Here is a 16989-nt window from a genome sequence, read left to right on the forward strand (position 1 = left end):
AAGCCCTTGATAAATCAGGGTTTCTCCGTACGAATCGCAAACTTTTTTGCACCTCCTTTTAAGCGCCCTCTGCGTTATTCGTGCCTTTTTCTTCTTTAATGCAATTCGCAATTCAAACCGGATTAGGGATATCGATAAAGAGGTGTTCGATATCGAATTGCTCGGACAGATGTTTGCCCACCGCCTGCACGCCGAAGCGTTCGGTCGCGTGATGTCCGGCTGCAAGAAACGCGACGCCGCTCTCCGCCGACGTGTGCATCACCGACTCCGACACTTCGCCGGTCAGGTAGACGTCGGCGCCCGCGTTGATCGCCGCGTCGAACATGTTTTGCGCGGCGCCCGTGCACCAGCCCACGCGACGCAGTTCGCGATCCGGATCGCCGAACACGAGCGGCGTGCGGCCGAGTGTCTGTTCGATTTCCGCGGTGAAGTGCGCGAGCGTGATCGGCATCGGAAAGGTAGCGAGCCAGCCGAGGTCGTTCTCGCCGAAACGCGCGTCGCTGATCCAGCCCATCTTCGCGCCGATCTGCGCGTTGTTGCCGAAATCCGGGTGGTCGTCGAGCGGCAGGTGATACGCGAACAGGCTCAGGTCGTTGCCGATCAGCAGTTTCAGGCGCGCATGTTTGCGGCCGGTGATCTGCGGCGCTTCATTGCGCCAGAAGTAGCCGTGATGGACCAGCACGGCGTCCGCGCCCCAGTCGAGCGCGGCTTCGAGAAAGGCCACCGACGCGGTCACGCCGGTCGCGAGCTTATTGATCCGGCGACGCCCTTCGACCTGCAATCCATTGGGGCAATAGTCCTTGAAGCGCGCGGTTTCAAGAAGATTGTTCAAGTACAATTCAAGTTCGATCCGATCCATATAAACCTCTAGTCTTCAGATGCTTAGACGCTTTTGGCTGTTCTTTGCCCAAGCGGTGACTGTGCTGTTGGCGCTGATGTTCATCATTGCGACCCTCAAACCGCAGTGGCTCCAGCGTCAAGGGCAATTCGGCAAGCAACTCGCCGAACCGATCGTCGCCCTGCGGGAAGTGGCGCCAGGCATCGGCAGCGGGCCCGCTCAGGCGTCCTACGCGGATGCCGCGCAAAAGGCCATGCCCGCGGTCGTCAATGTGTTCTCCAGCAAGGATGGCTCGCTGCCGCCCGATCCACGCGCGAAAGATCCGCTGTTCCGCTACTTCTTCGGCGACAGGAACAAGGGCAAGCAGCAGGAGCAACCGGCATCCAATCTCGGCTCCGGGGTGATAGTGAGTTCGGAAGGGTACATTCTAACGAACCAGCACGTCGTGGACGGCGCCGATCAGATCGAAATCGCGCTGGCCGATGGTCGCACCACCAATGCGAAAGTGATTGGCGTCGATCCCGAAACGGATCTGGCGGTGCTCAAGGTCAACATGACCAATTTGCCCACCATCACGCTGGGCCGCATGGACCAGACACGCGTCGGCGACGTGGTGCTCGCGATCGGCAATCCGTTCGGCGTCGGGCAGACGGTGACGATGGGCATCGTCAGCGCACTCGGACGCAACCACCTCGGCATCAACACGTTCGAAAACTTCATCCAGACCGACGCGGCGATCAACCCCGGCAACTCGGGTGGCGCGCTGGTCGACGAAAACGGCAACCTGCTCGGCATCAACACCGCGATCTATTCGCGCTCCGGTGGCTCGCTCGGTATCGGCTTCGCGATTCCGGTGTCGACCGCGCGCAGCGTGCTGGAGAGCATCATCACCACCGGCACGGTGACGCGCGGCTGGATCGGCGTCGAGCCGCAGGATGTGACGCCGGAGATCGCGGAGTCGTTCGGGCTCGAGCAGAAGTCGGGGGCGATCGTCGCCGGCGTGCTGAAGAACGGTCCCGCCGACCGCGCGGGCGTGAAGCCCGGCGACATTCTGGTGAGCGTGAACGGCCAGGAGATCACCGACACCACGCGCCTGCTGAACGTCATCGCGCAGATCAAACCAGGTACGGCTGCGAAGGTGCACCTGGTGCGCAAGGGCCGCGAGATCGATCTGGACGTCACCATCGGCAAGCGGCCGCCCCCGCCGAAGCAGCCGGTCGAAGATAACGGCGGCGATCAGCAGGACGACGACGCCGGTTAAGGCCGCAAGAAAGTACGAAGCGGGTCGCGCAGGACCATTAGCGAGCGAGACCTGCCGTCGTCGAAACAGAAGCAGAAACAAAAAGGGCAGCCCGCAATGGACTGCCCTTTTGTCTGGTGGCCTGCCGGCTCCGCGCTCCGCCGCGCAAACGCCCGGCGCCTTCAATCAACCCGGCGGCGAACTCGCGTCCTCGACCACCGCCGGCTGCTTGCCGACAATCAGCCGCGCCGCAATGATCCCCGCCTCGTACAGCACGATCAACGGAATCGCCAGGATCAGTTGCGAGAACACGTCCGGCGGCGTCACCACGGCCGAGATCACGAACGCGCCGACGATCACATACGGCCGGATCTCCTTGAGCTTCTTCAGCGTGACCATGTTCATGCGGACCAGCAGCACGACGACGATCGGTACTTCGAACGTCACGCCGAACGCGATGAACATCGTCAGGACGAAGCTCAGGTAGTTGTCGATATCCGTGGTCATTTCCGCGCCGAGCGGCGCGTTGTAGTGCGCCATCACGCGGAAGATGGTCGGGAACACCACGAAGTACGCGAACGCCATGCCGCACAGAAACAGCGTGTAGCTGCTCGCGACCAGCGGCGCGACCAGCTTCTTCTCGTGCTGATAAAGCCCCGGCGCGACGAATGCCCAGATCTGGTACAGCACGATGGGCAGAGCGATCACGAACGCGACCAGCATCGTCACCTTCATCGGCACGAAGAACGAGCCGGTGACGTCGGTGACGATCATCTTGCCGTCCTTCGGCAGGTTCTGCATCAGCGGGCGTGCCAGCAGCCGGAAAATGTCCGGCGCCCAATACACGAGCCCGATGAACACCACGATGACAGCAAGGCCCGCGCGGATGATGCGGTCGCGCAGTTCAACGAGGTGTGAAATGAAGGTCTCTTCAGTGCCTTCGTCCTGGGTATGCTGGGGGTCGCTCACACCGGCCCTCGGTTAGAGATTGTCGTTGTGGTCATCAGAAGAACCGCGTCGGGCGACGCAGGGTGGCGGGCGTGTGCCGCGCGACGCGCGCCGCTCCCGACTGCACGCGCGTGCGACGCGTGGTGGCGCGCTTGTACCACGTGGGCATGGCGGTCTGCTTGACGCGCCAGTTTTTGCGCTTTGGCGCTGCGGCCGGCGTGCTGGTCGGCCACGACGTATTGCCGACGTCTTCGAGCGCACCGCCGGCAATACTCGGCGACACCGACGTCCCGCTGTTCCACGCGTCGTTCAGTTCGCTTTCGTGCTTGCGCAGATTGTCCTGGACGGACGTTTCGACATTGCTCGCGGCCGTTTCGAACTCGGTCTTCATGCGCCGCAATTCGTCGAGTTCGATTTCGCGCGTGACTTCCGACTTCACGTCGTTGATATACCGCTGCGCGCGGCCGAACAGCGCGCCTGCCGTGCGAGCGACGCGCGGCAGGCGCTCGGGTCCGAGGACGACCAGCGCGACGACGCCGATCAGCGCCATCTTGGTTAGACCGAGGTCCAGCATGAAGTGGGATGTCCGTCAGTAACGCGGGTCAGCCGCGGCTTAGCGGTAATCGCCGGAACGCGGCGCTTTTTCCTTCGCATCCACATCCACCGCGCCGTTGCGCGGCAACTCGCGCTGCTGCGCTTCGCCTGCCGGCGTTTCGGCTTCCTTCATGCCTTCCTTGAAACCCTTCACCGCGCCGCCCAGATCGCTGCCCATGTTGCGCAGCTTCTTCGTGCCGAACACGAGCGCCACGATCAGCAACACGATCAGCCAATGCCAAATGCTCAACGAACCCATGACTACTCTCCTTAACCCCGACACCGCACCGCGATGCGGTAAAAATTCGTGCGCCTTGCGGCGTGACCGAAGCACTCGCGCTTCTTCTGCCGCGCTTGCGCTTCCTCTATGCGTGTTCCGACTCAACCGGCGGCACGACGAAATGCCATTGTGGCCGGCTGAACGCGTCGTCGTTATTACAGTGCTTAAAAACGACGGCCGCGCTATTGTCCTCGACCAAAACTCGCTGCGGGCCCATGACCCGCGCTTTTCCGTCAGCCCATCCGTTGCCAGGGGCGCGGTCCCGCGAGAATGTGCGCGTGCAGGTGATACACCTCCTGGCCGCCGCCCGGACCGGTATTGATTACCGTGCGAAAACCCGTTTCGCCGCCGGTGTACGCCACGCCAAGCTGATCCGCCAGACGCGCTACCAGGACAAGCATTCTACCAAGCAGAGGCGCATCGCTTTCGGTGCAATTCGACAGCGTGGCAACGTGCTTGCGCGGAATCACCAGCACGTGCGTTTCGGCCGCCGGACGGATGTCGCGGAAGGCAACAAACTCTTCGTCTTCGTGGACTTTGGTCGACGGGATCTCGCCGGAGGCGATCTTGCAGAAAAGGCAGTTCGGATCGTGACTCATCGTATTCCTGACGCGGTATAACTGGAGCGCGAAACGTGACGCGGCGAGGTTCGAGCCGGGCCCGACGAACGGGCCGACTGCGCTCAGACCCAGCTGCGCGGATTCGCGAGCGGCTTGTTATCGTACAGATACAGCCAGCCCTTGATAATACGGTACAACATCCAGATGCTGACGGCCCACAGGACCGGAATGCCGATCACCACCAGCAGCAGCAGGCCGCCGATCGCATAGCCGAGCAGGCACAGCCAGAAAGAACGGATCTGCCACTCGAAGTGGGCTTCGTACGGCGTGCCCACCACATCGGGCCGCTTCACGTAGTTGATGATGATCGCGATCAGAATCGTCAGGCCGCCCGTCAGCCAGTGGACCGCGTACAGCGCATACAGCACGTGGGTGAGCGTGCGCAGGCTGCGTTCGCGCTCCGGCTCCATCGCATTGCGATAGACCGGCGGCGGATAGCTCTCGTGCGATTGTTCCATGCTTGCGTCCTCCCGAAGATGCGCTCAGTTGCGTTCCGTGCAATGTGGGCGCCGATGCTCGCGACTTCAAGCCGGGCCAGGCGATCAATCGCCGTTCTGCTCGCGTTCGCGGCTCTTGCGCAGCGCCTTTTCCTCGATGCCCGACAAACCTTCGCGGCGCTCGAGTTCGGCGAGTACATCCGCCGGGCTCAGATCGAAGTGCGACAGCATCACGAGGCAGTGGAACCACAGGTCCGCGACCTCACCGACCAACGCCTTCGGCGCGCCGCCGTGGCGCGTGTCCTTGGCGGCCAGCACGACTTCGGTGGCCTCTTCGCCGATCTTCTTGAGCACCGCGTCATCGCCCTTGTGGAACAGGCGCGACACGTAGGAGACGTCCGGATCGCCGCCCTTGCGGCTGTCGATGATCGCCGCGAGGCGCAGCAGGGTATCGGCGGTGGACGTGGTGTGCGTGGATTGCGTCATTTGTAGATGTGTTCGGGGTCTTTCAGCACGGGATCGACGGCGACCCAATCGCCGTCGTCCACCGAGCCTTCGAATTTCTGGAAAAAGCACGAGTGGCGGCCGGTGTGGCACGCGATGCCCGACACCTGCTCCACCTTCAGCAGCACGACGTCTTCGTCGCAATCGAGCCGCACTTCGTGCACCTGCTGCACGTGGCCGGACTCCTCGCCCTTGAACCACAGGCGCTGGCGCGAACGCGAGAAGTACACCGCGCGACCCAGTTCGATGGTCTTCGCCAATGCTTCACGGTTCATCCACGCGAACATCAGCACGTCGTTGGTGGACGCTTCCTGCGCGATTACGGGCACGAGCCCGTTCGCGTCCCACCTGACCTTGTCGAGCCAATTCACTGCAGAGGGATTCACCACGTCACAACCTCACCGAAATGCCTTGATCGGCCATGAAGCGCTTGGCCTCGCCCACGGTGTGCTCGCCGTAGTGGAAAATGCTCGCGGCCAAGACCGCGTCCGCGTGGCCGTTCTTGATGCCGTCCGCGAGATGCTGCAGGTTGCCCACGCCGCCCGACGCGATCACCGGAATCGGCACCGCGTCCGATACTGCGCGCGTGAGTGCGAGATCGAAGCCGCTTTTAGTGCCGTCGCGGTCCATGCTGGTCAGGAGGATTTCGCCGGCGCCGAGTTCGGCCATCTTGCGAGCCCATTCGACCGCTTCGAGACCGGTGGCCTTGCGCCCACCGTGCGTGAAGACTTCCCAGCGTGGCGTCTCGCCGTCCGCGGACACGCGCTTCGCGTCGATCGCGACGACGATGCACTGCGAGCCGTATTTGTCGGTGGCATCTTTCACGAGCTGCGGATTCGCGACCGCTGACGAGTTCATGCTGATCTTGTCCGCGCCCGCGTTCAGCAGACGCCGCACGTCTTCGACGGCGCGCACGCCGCCGCCGACCGTCAGCGGAATGAAGACCTGCGAGGCGACCGCCTCGATGATCGGCAGGATCAGATCGCGCTGGTCGGAGGTGGCCGTGATGTCGAGGAAGGTGAGTTCATCGGCGCCCTGATCGTCGTAGCGTCGGGCGATTTCGACCGGGTCGCCCGCATCGCGCAGTTCGACGAAGTTGACGCCCTTGACCACGCGTCCAGCCGTGACGTCGAGACAGGGGATGATGCGTTTAGCTAGAGCCATGATCTTGCAATTCTGCCAATACCGCTGATGAGGCCGCTTGCCTGAGGCTTGCGGCACGGTGCCGGCGCGACCAGCCACGCTCGGCTGCGTCACGCCGCGAGTGAAGCGCGGCCGTGCGGCGACGCGTTATCCTGGACGAAGCGCCGCGTCTGCTGCGAACGTCGCGCGACCGGTCCAGCGCGACGGCGCCGGACCCGACATCCGGTTCCGAAACCGACCGGCTTTACGCGTCGTCCGATTCGCGCAGGCGGTCCGCCAGCGTCTGCGCCGCCGCGAAATCGAGATCGCCCGAGTAGATCGCCCGGCCGCAGATCACGCCTTCGATGCCCTCGTCTTCGACTTCGCACAGCGACTCGATGTCCGCGAGGTTCGACAGACCGCCGCTCGCGATCACCGGAATCTTCACCGCGCGCGCGAGGCGCACCGTGGCTTCGATGTTGATGCCTTGCAGCATCCCGTCGCGGCCGATGTCGGTGTAGATGATCGACTCGCAGCCGTAGTCCTCGAACTTGCGCGCGAGGTCGGCGACTTCGTGGCCGGTCAGCTTGCTCCAGCCGTCGGTCGCGACCTTGCCGTCTTTCGCATCCAGCCCGACGATGATATGGCCGCCGAACGCCGTGCACGCGTCCTGCAGAAAGCCCGGATTCTTCACCGCCGCCGTGCCGATGATCACGTACGACAGCCCGTCGTCCAGATAGCGCTCGATCGTGTTCAGGTCGCGGATACCGCCGCCCAGCTGCACGGGAATCTCGCCGCCCACTTCCTCGATGATCGCCCGGATCGCGTCTTCGTTCTTCGGCTTGCCGGCGAACGCGCCATTCAGGTCGACGAGGTGCAGACGACGGGCGCCACGGTCGACCCAATGTCGGGCCATCGCCGCCGGTTCCTCGGAAAATATCGTCGCCTGGTCCATATCGCCTTGTTTGAGGCGTACACACTGACCGTCTTTCAGGTCGATGGCGGGAATCAGCAGCATAGCAATCGGGTGTTGTCTGGGAAGGGGTTGAAGGTCGACGCGAGCGGCTGGTGAGCCAGTCCGCCCAAACGCCGTTTCGCTAGTTTAGTACAACTCTTTCGGCGCCCTTGCGGAGCGCCCTGTGGAAGCGAAATCGTTGTGTTGCGGTGGCACGCGGCGCCCGCCCCGCTCGCGGCGGGACGGCGTGCGACGACCGGATGAAAAAAGGCGTTCACGGGTTCCAGTGCACGAAGTTGCGATACACGCGCAGCCCCGCGTCGGCGCTCTTTTCCGGGTGAAATTGGGTGGCGAAGATGTTATCCCGCGCCACCGCCGAGGTAAAGGGCACACCGTACACCGTTTCGCCCGCGGTGTGCGCGGCGTTGTCCGGCTGCACGTAATAGCTGTGCACGAAATAGAAGAACGCGTTATCGGCGACCCCGTCCCACAACGGATGCGGCTGCGCCTGGCGCACGCGGTTCCAGCCCATTTGCGGCACCTTGAAGCGCGACCCGTCGTCCTGGACCTGGCCTTCGAGATCGAAGCGCAGCACCTTGCCGGGCAGCAGGCCTAAACCCGGCGTGTTGCCCTCGGCGCTCCAGTCGAACAGCATCTGCTCGCCGACGCACACGCCCATCAGCGGCTTGCTGCGCGACGCCTCCATCACCGCTTCCTGCAGGCCGGACTCGCCGAGACTGCGCATGCAATCGGGCATCGCCCCCTGACCCGGCAGCACCACGCGGTCGGCCGCGCGAATCGCTTCCGGCTGGTCGACGATCGCCACGTCCGCTTCCGGCGCAGCCTTGCGCAATGCCTGGGCCACCGAGCGCAGGTTGCCCATTCCGTAATCCACAATCGCTATCGAAGTTTTCATTTCAAGTTTGGCGGCAATGCCGCCAATCCGACGGTGATGTCCCGCGCCGAACGACGGTTTGCCGACGCCCGGTGCTGGTCAATGAGTCGTCTAAAGTTGAATGGCCTGATTCCGCTTAAAGGCTGCCCTTAGTGGACGGAATCTGCCCGGCCGCGCGTTCGTCCATTTCCGTGGCCATGCGCAATGCCCGGCCGAATGCCTTGAACACCGTTTCCATCTGATGGTGAGCATTCAGGCCGCGCAGGTTGTCGATGTGCAGCGTGACGCCGGCGTGATTGACGAAGCCGCGGAAAAACTCGATCGACAGATCGACGTCGAACGTGCCGATGCGCGCACGCGTGAACGGGACATGAAACTCGAGACCCGGACGGCCGGAAAAATCGATCACGACGCGCGACAGCGCTTCGTCGAGCGGCACGTAGGAATGGCCGTAACGGCGGATGCCCTTGCGATCGCCGATGGCTTTCGCGACCGCCTGGCCGAGCGTGATGCCGGTGTCTTCGACCGTGTGGTGGTCGTCGATATGCAGGTCGCCATGCGCTTCGATCTCGAGGTCGAACAGACCGTGTCGTGCGATCTGGTCGAGCATGTGGTCCAGAAACGGCACGCCGGTGGCCAGCTTCTGCTGACCGGTGCCGTCCAGATTGATCTTCACACGGATCTGCGTTTCGCTGGTGTTGCGAACGACTTCCGCAAGGCGCATGGTAATTCCTCGAATCGAGCTAGAAAGCGATAGTAGTGTGGGGTGGGAAAACGGCAGCGCCGTTCAGTGCAGCACGAGCTTCAGTCCGGCGAGCAATTGCGCGTTTTCCTCCGGCGAACCGACGGTCAAACGCACGCAATTGGCCAGCAATGGGTGCATTTTACTCACGTTTTTGATCAGAACCCGCGCCGTAAGCAGCGTTTCGAACATCACGGACGCGTCGGGCACCCGCACCAGCAGGAAGTTGCCCGCGCTCGGGAACACTTCGGCGCCCGGCAACGCGGCCACTGCCTGCGCGAGTTTCGTGCGCTCCTCGCGCAATTGCGCGGCCTGCGCGTCGAGCACGTCGACGTGGTCGAGCAGGAAGTCGGCGGCGGCTTGCGTCAGCACGTTGGTGTTGTACGGCGGGCGTACCTTGTCGAATTCGGTCAGCCATGCGGGCTTGCCGACCAGGTAGCCGAGACGGATGCCGGCGAGGCCGAGTTTGGACACCGTGCGCATCACGACGACGTTGTCGAACGCGTCGGCGCGCGGCAGCCAGCTTTGCTGGGCGAACGGCTGATACGCCTCGTCGATCACCACGAGGCTCTTCGTCGCCGCGGCGATGATGCGCTCCATGTCCGCGTCGTCGAACAGCGTGCCGGTCGGGTTGTTCGGATAGGCGAGGTACACGATGGCAGGTTCGTGCTCGGCGATCGCGGCGAGCATCGCGTCGGTGTCGAGCGTGAAGTCCGGCTTCAACGGCACGCCGACGAACTTGAGGTTCGCCAGCTTCGCGGACATCTCGTACATCACGAAACCCGGCACCGGCGCGAGCACCTTCGCGCCCGGCTTCGCGCACGCGACCGACACCATGCTGATGATTTCATCCGAGCCGTTGCCGAGCAGCACGTCGCAGCTGGCCGGCACGCTCATCACGCGCTTGAGCTTTTCGATCAGCGCGTCCGGGCGCGGCGCCGGATAGCGGTTCAGCGCGACACCGGCAAGATGCTCGCCGAGATGCGCGGCGAGTACCGGCGGCAGCGGAAATGGGTTTTCCATCGCGTCGAGCTTGATGAAGCCCGTCGCGTCCGGAACCGGATAGCTCGTCATCGCGAGCACGTCGCGGCGGATGATGTCTTGAGGTGTCGTCATAGCTTTGTGGACCGGCCGTGAGGAAGATGCCGGCCGGGCATTGGCGGCACACGGGCCGCCCTGGTTGGTCTCTAATGTCGTTATGAACAGGAAAGTGAACGGGCGCGCGCAATCCGTCGCCGAAGGTTGCGGGCAGCGCCAGCGTCGCTTCTCTATCGGACTCGCCGCGCCGCTCCTAGCCGCGATCGTTGTTGTTCTGCCGCATCCGGTATTCGGCGCTGCGGGCATGAGCCTGCAGGCCTTCGCCGTACGCGAGTTCGGCCGCGATCTCGCCGAGCGTCTGCGCGCCTTCCGCGCTGACCTCGATCACACTGGAACGCTTGAAGAAATCGTAGACGCCCAGCGGTGACGAGAAGCGTGCGGTACGCGACGTGGGCAGCACGTGATTCGGTCCCGCGCAGTAGTCGCCCAAGCTCTCGCTGGTGTAGCGGCCGAGGAAGATCGCGCCGGCATGGCGGATCAGTTGGCCCCACTGATGCGGCTCCAGCGCGGAGATTTCGAGGTGTTCCGGCGCGATGTCGTTGGCGATCGCGCAGGCTTCCGCCATGTCGCGCACCTTGACGAGCGCACCGCGCCCTTCGAGCGACGCCTGGATCACGTCGCGGCGCGGTATGGTCGGCAGCAGTTCGTTGATGGCATCGTGCACGCGCGCGATGAACGCGTCGTCCGGACACAACAGGATGGATTGCGCGAGTTCGTCGTGCTCGGCTTGCGAGAACAGGTCCATCGCGACCCACCGCGGGTCGGTGGTGCCGTCGCACAGCACGAGGATTTCCGACGGTCCGGCGATCATGTCGATGCCGACCGTGCCAAACACGCGGCGCTTGGCCGACGCGACATACGCGTTGCCAGGACCGCAGATCTTGTCGACCGCGGGCACGCTCTGCGTGCCGTAGGCCAATGCGGCCACCGCCTGCGCGCCGCCGATCGTGAACACGCGGTCCACGCCGCCCAGCAGCGCGGCCGCCAGCACCAGCGGATTCTTCACGCCGTCCGGCGTGGGCACGACCATGACGATTTCGCGCACGCCGGCGACGCGCGCCGGAATCGCGTTCATCAGCACCGACGACGGATACGCCGCCTTGCCGCCCGGCACGTAGATACCCGCGCGATCGAGCGGCGTGACCTTCTGGCCGAGCACCGTGCCGTCGGCTTCCGTGTACTGCCAGCTATGGCTGCCGCACTCGATCTTCTGCTTCTCGTGATAGCCACGCACGCGCGCCGCCGCCGCTTCGAGCGCCGCGCGGCGCTTCGGCTCCAGGCTTTCGAGCGCCGCCTCCAGCTCGGACATCGGCAGTTCGAGCGCCGCGACGCTCTTCGCGTCGAGACGGTCGAAGCGGTTCGTGTACTCGAGCACCGCCTCGTCGCCGCGCGCCTTCACGTCGTTCAGAATCTGCGCGACCGAGCGCTCGATTGCTTCGTCTTCGCTCGCCTCGAACGCGAGCACCGCGTGCAGCGACTTCTGGAAGTCGGGAGCGGTGGAATCGAGTTTGCGAATCTTGATAGACATACGGGTATCCGTTCCGGTAAGGCTACAGCGTGGTCACACCACACAGTTTTCAGGCTGCCGTTCAGCCGGCCTTCGATGCGCGTTCGAACGCGTCGAGAATCGGCCGCAACGCGGCGCGCTTGAGTTTGAGCGCCGCCTGGTTCACGACGAGGCGCGACGAAATCTCCATGATCTCCTCCACCTCGACAAGATTGTTGGCGCGCAAGGTATTGCCCGAACTCACGAGGTCGACGATCGCATCGGCGAGGCCGACCAGCGGCGCCAACTCCATCGAACCGTACAGCTTGATCAGGTCGACGTGTACACCCTTGGCGGCAAAATGCTCACGTGCGGTCTCGACGTACTTGGTCGCCACGCGCAAGCGGGCGCCCTGGCGCACCGCCTTCGCATAATCGAAACCCGCCGCGACCGCGACCGACATACGGCAACGCGCGATATCGAGGTCCACCGGCTGATACAGACCGCTGCCGCCGTGTTCGAGCAGCACGTCCTTGCCCGCCACGCCGAAATCGGCCGCGCCGTATTCGACATAAGTCGGCACGTCGGTCGCGCGCACGATGATCACGCGCAGGTTCGCGTCGGTGGTCGGCAGGATCAGCTTGCGCGACGTTTCCGGGTCTTCGGCCACTTCGATACCGGCCGCCGCGAGCAGCGGCAGCGTTTCCTCGAAGATACGCCCTTTCGACAACGCCAGCGTGAGCGGCGCGCTCACCGCCGGCGACGACGACGTCTGCGGCATCGAACTCATGCCTGGCTCCCGGAGATGCGGCGTACCTTCGCGCCGATCGCGTTGAGCTTGGTTTCCATCCGGTCGTAGCCACGATCCAGGTGATAAATGCGGTCGATCAGCGTTTCGCCTTCGGCACGCAGCGCGGCGATCACGAGACTCGCGGACGCGCGCAGATCGGTGGCCATCACCATCGCGCCGGACAGCTTGTCGACGCCGTTCACGAGCGCGGTGTTGCCGTCGATCGTGATGCTCGCGCCGAGACGGTTCAGTTCCTGCACGTGCATGAAGCGGTTCTCGAAGATCGTTTCGACGACCTGCGAGGTGCCTTCCGCGATCGTATTCAGCGCCATGAACTGCGCTTGCATGTCGGTCGGGAACGCCGGGTATTCGGAGGTGCGGAACGTCACCGCGGCCGGACGCTTGTCCATGCGCACGCGCATCCAGTCGTCGCCCTCTTCGATCGTGACGCCCGCTTCGCGCAGCTTTTCGGTCACGGCTTCGAGAATCAACGGACGCACCTTGCGCAACGTCACATCACCGCCGGCCGCTGCGACCGCGCACAGGAACGTGCCCGCTTCGATGCGGTCCGGAATCACCGTGTGCTTCGCGCCGTGCAGCTTGTCGACGCCCTGGATGACGAGGCGGTCCGTGCCGATGCCTTCGATCTGCGCGCCCATCGCGACCAGCAGATGCGCGAGGTCGCCGACTTCCGGCTCGCGCGCGGCGTTCTCGATGACTGTCTCGCCGTCGGCCAGCACGGCCGCCATCAGCAGGTTTTCGGTGCCGGTCACGGTGATCATGTCGGTCACGATGCGCGCGCCCTTCAGACGCTTCGCGCGCGCTTCGATGAAGCCGTGCTCGATCGTGATCTCGGCGCCCATCGCCTGCAGGCCCTTGATGTGCTGATCCACCGGACGCGCGCCGATCGCGCAGCCGCCTGGCAGCGACACCCGCGCATGACCGAAGCGCGCGACCAGCGGGCCGAGCACGAGGATCGACGCGCGCATGGTCTTGACCATTTCGTACGGCGCGACGACGTTGTCGACCTTCGACGCGTTCAGCGTCACGCGGCCTTCGCCGCTTTCGATGCGCACGCCCATCTGACCGAGCAGCTTGAGCATCGTGCGCACGTCCTGCAGATCGGGCACGTTGTCCAGATGCACCGGCTCCGCGCTGAGCAGACCCGCACACAGGATCGGCAACGCCGCGTTCTTCGCACCCGAGACGACCACTTCACCCGACAGCGGGTAGCCACCTTCAATGACGAGTTTATCCATGCCTGTCAGTTCCTGATTGACCCGGACTTCGGCCGGGGCTGCATTGACCGTGTTCGACGCGCCGCTACCGGCGTCGCGTCCTTCTTGAGTAATTCGCACTAAATTTCCAGATTACGCGTTCTGCCATTCGGCGGGCGTCAGCGTCTTCATGCTGAGCGCGTGGATTTCTTCGCGCATGCGGTCGCCGAGCGCCGCATACACGAGTTGATGACGCTGGATCAAACGCTTGCCTTCGAAGCTCGGCGACACGATAGTCGCGAAGAAGTGCTGGCCGTCGCCTTCGACTTCGAGATGCTGGCAGGCGAGCCCAGCCGCAATGTATTGCTTGACCTGTTCAGGTGTCGGCAGCATGAGAGAAGCTCCTGATCAGTGGCGCAGTTTGTAGCCGGTCGCGAGCATGCGCATCGCGACCACCGCCAGCACCACGAAGAAACCGGCGACGATCGCGAGGCTCGCGAGCGGATTGATATCCGACATCCCGAAGAACCCGTAGCGAAAGCCGTCGATCATGTAGAAAAAAGGATTGAGCCGCGACACTTCGCGCCACACCGGCGGCAGCGTGTGCGTCGAGTAGAACACGCCCGACAGGAACGTGAGCGGCATGATCAGAAAGTTCTGGAACGCGGCGAGCTGGTCGAACTTCTCGGCCCAGATGCCAGCGATCAAGCCGAGCGTGCCGAGAATCCCCGCGCCGAAAATCGCGAACGCAATGATGTAGAGCGGCGCGGTGAAGCTGACCGGCACGAACCAGATCGTCACGATGAACACGCCGAAGCCGACCGCCAATCCGCGCGCGACGGCCGCGAGCACATAGGCCGCGAACATTTCGTAGTGCGACAGCGGCGGCAGCAGCACGAACACGAGATTGCCGGTGATCTTCGATTGAATCAGCGACGACGAACTGTTCGCGAACGCGTTCTGCAACACGCTCATCATCACGAGGCCCGGAATCAGGAAGCTCGTGTATGCGACGCCCGGGTAGACCTCCACGTGATCGCGCAACGCGTGGCCGAAGATGGTCAGATAAAGAAGCGCGGTGATGATCGGCGCGAGCACGGTCTGGAACGACACTTTCCAGAACCGCAGCAATTCCTTGTAAAACAGCGTACTGAATCCACTGTAGCCGCTCATGCAAGCCCCTCGATCACTTCCGGACCGTTCATCACCTGAACGAACACATCTTCGAGGTCGGCCTTGCGGACCTCGATTTCTTCGAATGTACAGCCCGCTGCGCGGCACTGCGCGAGAATCCGCTCGACGTCGTCGTAGCTCGTGAGTCGCAGCAGATGCTGGCGGCCATTGCCGTTGCCCGCGCCGCTTTCCGCTTCGAGCGGGCGCAGTTCGGCAGGCAGCACGCCCTGCGCGAAACGCACGAACAACTGCATGCCGGCAAAGCGCTGCAACAGCGTGCTGGTGCGCTCCAGCGCAACCACCTCGCCACGCCGCAACATCGCGATGCGGTCGCACAGCGACTCGGCTTCTTCCAGATAATGCGTGGTCAGCACGATCGTGTGGCCCTCGCGGTTCAGGCGCGAGATGAATTTCCAAAGCGTTTGACGCAATTCGACGTCGACGCCCGCGGTCGGCTCGTCGAGCACGATCACCGGCGGCCGATGCACCAGCGCCTGCGCGACCAGCACGCGTCGCTTCATGCCGCCCGACAGCGCGCGCATATTGGCGTCGGCTTTGTCGGTGAGGTCGAGATTGGCCATGATTTCGTCGATCCACGCGTCGTTGTTGCGCAGCCCGTAATAGCCGGACTGAATGCGCAAGGTCTCGCGGACGGTGAAGAACGGGTCGAACACGAGTTCTTGCGGCACCACGCCGAGCGCGCGGCGCGCGTCGCGGAAGTCGGTCACGACGTCATGACCGCGCACCGCGATGCTGCCTTCATCGGCGCGCGCGAGACCGGCGAGGATGCTGATGAGCGTTGTCTTGCCCGCGCCGTTCGGACCGAGCAGTCCGAAGAACTCGCCTTCTTCGACCGTGAGGCTGACGCCCTTGAGCGCCTGCAAGTCCTTGTAGCGCTTCTTGACGTTACGAATTTCTATGGCTGACATGACTATGGGCCGCGTGGGTCGCGGCGCCTGAAAGAGCCCTGAGGGAGCCCTGGAGCGGGCTCACAAATGCTGGAAAGAAACGGAATTGGGGCCGGTTAGACGCCCCAAAAAACGTTTGATTATAGGGCAAAAATCAGCAGCCCCGGCTCGACCGGGAGGATTGGGAGTGACGCGGGATTGAGCGTCAATGTCGCGCCGATATAAGGATATCGACGCCGTAGGCTTGCGCGAGACTGGCGAGACCAGCCGGCAGATTGACGATTTCGAACGTGGCGCCCCGCGCCTGGGCGGCACGCTGCCACGCGAGCAGCACGGCCAATGCGGACGAGTCGAATTGCGCGAGCGGCGCGCAGTCCACGCCGGTCGCGCCTGCCGCGATGCGTTGCAAACCCGCCGAGAGCGCGGCCTTCGCGCTCTCGTGGGTCAACGTCGCTGCGCTTTCAAAGCGATTAGCGACGGGGCTCAGCACTTCGCTCACGACTGCTTGCCCGCGGCCAGTTGCTGATTGCGCTGCGTGAGGAACTGGATCAGTCCGTCCACGCCCTTCTGCTGGATCTGCTCGTTGAACTGCTGCTGATACGCCTGGATCAACCATGCGCCGAGCACGTTGATGTCATACACGCGCCAGCCTTGCGGCGTCTTGTAGAGACGGTAGTCGAGTTCGATCGGCGAGCCGTTGTTCATCACGACCGAGCGCACCACCGTGTCGGTGTCGTCCGGATTCATGCGGAACGGCTTGTACTGGATCTGCTGGTCGCGCACTTGCGCAAGCGCGCCCGAGTACGTGCGGATCAGCAGCATCTTGAACTGCTCGACCACCTGGTTCTGCTGTTCGGGCGAAGCGGTGCGCCAGTTGCGGCCCATCGCCAGTTGCGTGGTGCGGCGGAAGTCCGTGTACGGCAGGATCTTCTCGTTGACGAGACGCGTGATGTGCGAGATGTCGCCTTGCTGAATCGACTTGTCGGCGCGGATCGCGTCGATCACCTGCTGGGTGACGGTTTTGATCATGCCGTCCGGCGAATTCGTGTCGACGGTTTGTGCCGATGCACCGACACTAGCGAACGAAAACAATGCGGCGAACAACGGAATCAGGAAAAACTTTTTCATATCGAGCCTAGCCT

22 protein-coding genes are annotated in these 16989 nt (G+C 63.5%); 1 reads left to right on the top strand and 21 read right to left on the bottom strand.

What is annotated here, in order from left to right:
- Positions 1 to 112 precede the first annotated feature (112 nt).
- Positions 113 to 859: a Nif3-like dinuclear metal center hexameric protein gene (locus BGI01S_RS25925; protein ID WP_042329145.1), complete on the bottom strand. Its 747-nt coding sequence runs from the start codon at positions 857 to 859 to the stop codon at positions 113 to 115.
- A gap of 19 nt (positions 860 to 878) precedes the next feature.
- On the opposite strand from BGI01S_RS25925, the gene BGI01S_RS25930 reads away from it, so the two are divergent.
- Positions 879 to 2099: a Do family serine endopeptidase gene (locus BGI01S_RS25930; RefSeq protein ID WP_042329147.1), complete on the top strand. Its 1221-nt coding sequence runs from the start codon at positions 879 to 881 to the stop codon at positions 2097 to 2099.
- A gap of 165 nt (positions 2100 to 2264) precedes the next feature.
- On the opposite strand, the gene tatC is transcribed toward BGI01S_RS25930, so the two are convergent.
- The 20 genes from tatC to BGI01S_RS26030 all read right to left on the bottom strand — a co-directional run bounded on the left by tatC (position 2265) and on the right by BGI01S_RS26030 (position 16975).
- Positions 2265 to 3047: a twin-arginine translocase subunit TatC gene (gene tatC, locus BGI01S_RS25935; RefSeq protein WP_042329150.1), complete on the bottom strand. Its 783-nt coding sequence runs from the start codon at positions 3045 to 3047 to the stop codon at positions 2265 to 2267.
- 34 nt (positions 3048 to 3081) lie between these two features.
- Complete coding sequence (tatB, locus tag BGI01S_RS25940) at positions 3082 to 3600, bottom strand: Sec-independent protein translocase protein TatB (protein WP_042329154.1); 519 nt, start codon at positions 3598 to 3600, stop codon at positions 3082 to 3084.
- A 39-nt stretch (positions 3601 to 3639) separates the two neighbouring features.
- Complete coding sequence (gene tatA / locus BGI01S_RS25945) at positions 3640 to 3879, bottom strand: Sec-independent protein translocase subunit TatA (RefSeq protein ID WP_042329157.1); 240 nt, start codon at positions 3877 to 3879, stop codon at positions 3640 to 3642.
- 254 nt (positions 3880 to 4133) lie between these two features.
- Entirely contained in the window at positions 4134 to 4499 is a 366-nt protein-coding gene (locus BGI01S_RS25950) for a histidine triad nucleotide-binding protein (protein ID WP_042329160.1), read from the bottom strand.
- 83 nt (positions 4500 to 4582) lie between these two features.
- Entirely contained in the window at positions 4583 to 4978 is a 396-nt protein-coding gene (locus BGI01S_RS25955) for a DUF4870 family protein (RefSeq protein ID WP_042329162.1), read from the bottom strand.
- Positions 4979 to 5062: 84 nt separating this feature from the next.
- Positions 5063 to 5443 (bottom strand): phosphoribosyl-ATP diphosphatase, encoded by a 381-nt coding sequence (locus BGI01S_RS25960; protein WP_042329164.1) that lies wholly within the window; start codon positions 5441 to 5443, stop codon positions 5063 to 5065.
- Entirely contained in the window at positions 5440 to 5850 is a 411-nt protein-coding gene (gene hisI, locus BGI01S_RS25965) for a phosphoribosyl-AMP cyclohydrolase (RefSeq protein WP_174447446.1), read from the bottom strand. Before hisI ends, BGI01S_RS25960 begins: the two co-directional genes overlap by 4 nt.
- A gap of 1 nt (position 5851) precedes the next feature.
- Positions 5852 to 6625 carry an imidazole glycerol phosphate synthase subunit HisF gene (hisF, locus tag BGI01S_RS25970; RefSeq protein ID WP_042329265.1) on the bottom strand — a complete coding sequence of 258 codons (774 nt, stop codon included), beginning with the start codon at positions 6623 to 6625 and terminating at the stop codon, positions 5852 to 5854.
- Positions 6626 to 6848: 223 nt separating this feature from the next.
- Positions 6849 to 7601 carry a 1-(5-phosphoribosyl)-5-[(5-phosphoribosylamino)methylideneamino]imidazole-4-carboxamide isomerase gene (gene hisA / locus BGI01S_RS25975; protein ID WP_042329166.1) on the bottom strand — a complete coding sequence of 251 codons (753 nt, stop codon included), beginning with the start codon at positions 7599 to 7601 and terminating at the stop codon, positions 6849 to 6851.
- Positions 7602 to 7812: 211 nt separating this feature from the next.
- On the bottom strand, positions 7813 to 8454 hold the full coding sequence (gene hisH / locus BGI01S_RS25980) for an imidazole glycerol phosphate synthase subunit HisH (protein WP_042329169.1): 642 nt from the start codon (positions 8452 to 8454) through the stop codon (positions 7813 to 7815).
- A gap of 115 nt (positions 8455 to 8569) precedes the next feature.
- A complete protein-coding gene (gene hisB / locus BGI01S_RS25985; RefSeq protein ID WP_042329170.1) occupies positions 8570 to 9157 on the bottom strand; it encodes an imidazoleglycerol-phosphate dehydratase HisB in 588 nt (195 codons plus the stop codon).
- 63 nt (positions 9158 to 9220) lie between these two features.
- Complete coding sequence (gene hisC / locus BGI01S_RS25990) at positions 9221 to 10291, bottom strand: histidinol-phosphate transaminase (RefSeq protein WP_042329173.1); 1071 nt, start codon at positions 10289 to 10291, stop codon at positions 9221 to 9223.
- Positions 10292 to 10466: 175 nt separating this feature from the next.
- Positions 10467 to 11801: a histidinol dehydrogenase gene (hisD, locus tag BGI01S_RS25995; protein ID WP_042329174.1), complete on the bottom strand. Its 1335-nt coding sequence runs from the start codon at positions 11799 to 11801 to the stop codon at positions 10467 to 10469.
- 61 nt (positions 11802 to 11862) lie between these two features.
- Positions 11863 to 12549, bottom strand: a complete 687-nt coding sequence (gene hisG / locus BGI01S_RS26000; RefSeq protein WP_042329176.1) for an ATP phosphoribosyltransferase — start codon at positions 12547 to 12549, stop codon at positions 11863 to 11865.
- Entirely contained in the window at positions 12546 to 13901 is a 1356-nt protein-coding gene (murA, locus tag BGI01S_RS26005) for a UDP-N-acetylglucosamine 1-carboxyvinyltransferase (protein ID WP_408638617.1), read from the bottom strand. Before murA ends, hisG begins: the two co-directional genes overlap by 4 nt.
- Before the next feature lie 18 nt (positions 13902 to 13919).
- Entirely contained in the window at positions 13920 to 14159 is a 240-nt protein-coding gene (locus BGI01S_RS26010) for a BolA family protein (RefSeq protein ID WP_006052280.1), read from the bottom strand.
- Between the two features lie 15 nt (positions 14160 to 14174).
- Positions 14175 to 14939, bottom strand: coding sequence for an ABC transporter permease (locus tag BGI01S_RS26015; RefSeq protein WP_042329179.1), 765 nt, complete (start codon positions 14937 to 14939; stop codon positions 14175 to 14177).
- Positions 14936 to 15868, bottom strand: coding sequence for an ABC transporter ATP-binding protein (locus tag BGI01S_RS26020; protein WP_042329180.1), 933 nt, complete (start codon positions 15866 to 15868; stop codon positions 14936 to 14938). Before BGI01S_RS26020 ends, BGI01S_RS26015 begins: the two co-directional genes overlap by 4 nt.
- A gap of 184 nt (positions 15869 to 16052) precedes the next feature.
- Positions 16053 to 16346 (bottom strand): STAS domain-containing protein, encoded by a 294-nt coding sequence (locus BGI01S_RS26025; RefSeq protein ID WP_042329181.1) that lies wholly within the window; start codon positions 16344 to 16346, stop codon positions 16053 to 16055.
- Positions 16343 to 16975 carry an MlaC/ttg2D family ABC transporter substrate-binding protein gene (locus BGI01S_RS26030; protein ID WP_042329183.1) on the bottom strand — a complete coding sequence of 211 codons (633 nt, stop codon included), beginning with the start codon at positions 16973 to 16975 and terminating at the stop codon, positions 16343 to 16345. The genes BGI01S_RS26025 and BGI01S_RS26030 overlap by 4 nt, the downstream gene beginning before the upstream one ends.
- Positions 16976 to 16989: the final 14 nt, after the last annotated feature.

Origin of the sequence: Paraburkholderia ginsengisoli NBRC 100965, assembly GCF_000739735.1 — a bacterium.
GTDB lineage: Bacteria > Pseudomonadota > Gammaproteobacteria > Burkholderiales > Burkholderiaceae > Paraburkholderia > Paraburkholderia ginsengisoli.

Coding starts and splice junctions, on each gene's coding strand:
- BGI01S_RS26015 (WP_042329179.1), bottom strand. CDS start 14,939: ATGAGCGGCTACAGTGGATTCAGTACGCTGTTTTACAAGGAATTGCTG.
- hisH (WP_042329169.1), bottom strand. CDS start 8,454: ATGAAAACTTCGATAGCGATTGTGGATTACGGAATGGGCAACCTGCGC.
- BGI01S_RS25925 (WP_042329145.1), bottom strand. CDS start 859: ATGGATCGGATCGAACTTGAATTGTACTTGAACAATCTTCTTGAAACC.
- hisD (WP_042329174.1), bottom strand. CDS start 11,801: ATGTCTATCAAGATTCGCAAACTCGATTCCACCGCTCCCGACTTCCAG.
- hisF (WP_042329265.1), bottom strand. CDS start 6,625: ATGGCTCTAGCTAAACGCATCATCCCCTGTCTCGACGTCACGGCTGGA.
- tatA (WP_042329157.1), bottom strand. CDS start 3,879: ATGGGTTCGTTGAGCATTTGGCATTGGCTGATCGTGTTGCTGATCGTG.
- BGI01S_RS26030 (WP_042329183.1), bottom strand. CDS start 16,975: ATGAAAAAGTTTTTCCTGATTCCGTTGTTCGCCGCATTGTTTTCGTTC.
- BGI01S_RS26010 (WP_006052280.1), bottom strand. CDS start 14,159: ATGCTGCCGACACCTGAACAGGTCAAGCAATACATTGCGGCTGGGCTC.
- hisC (WP_042329173.1), bottom strand. CDS start 10,291: ATGACGACACCTCAAGACATCATCCGCCGCGACGTGCTCGCGATGACG.
- BGI01S_RS26020 (WP_042329180.1), bottom strand. CDS start 15,868: ATGTCAGCCATAGAAATTCGTAACGTCAAGAAGCGCTACAAGGACTTG.
- BGI01S_RS25960 (WP_042329164.1), bottom strand. CDS start 5,443: ATGACGCAATCCACGCACACCACGTCCACCGCCGATACCCTGCTGCGC.
- BGI01S_RS25955 (WP_042329162.1), bottom strand. CDS start 4,978: ATGGAACAATCGCACGAGAGCTATCCGCCGCCGGTCTATCGCAATGCG.
- hisB (WP_042329170.1), bottom strand. CDS start 9,157: ATGCGCCTTGCGGAAGTCGTTCGCAACACCAGCGAAACGCAGATCCGT.
- hisA (WP_042329166.1), bottom strand. CDS start 7,601: ATGCTGCTGATTCCCGCCATCGACCTGAAAGACGGTCAGTGTGTACGC.
- hisG (WP_042329176.1), bottom strand. CDS start 12,549: ATGAGTTCGATGCCGCAGACGTCGTCGTCGCCGGCGGTGAGCGCGCCG.
- tatB (WP_042329154.1), bottom strand. CDS start 3,600: ATGCTGGACCTCGGTCTAACCAAGATGGCGCTGATCGGCGTCGTCGCG.
- BGI01S_RS25950 (WP_042329160.1), bottom strand. CDS start 4,499: ATGAGTCACGATCCGAACTGCCTTTTCTGCAAGATCGCCTCCGGCGAG.
- BGI01S_RS25930 (WP_042329147.1), top strand. CDS start 879: ATGCTTAGACGCTTTTGGCTGTTCTTTGCCCAAGCGGTGACTGTGCTG.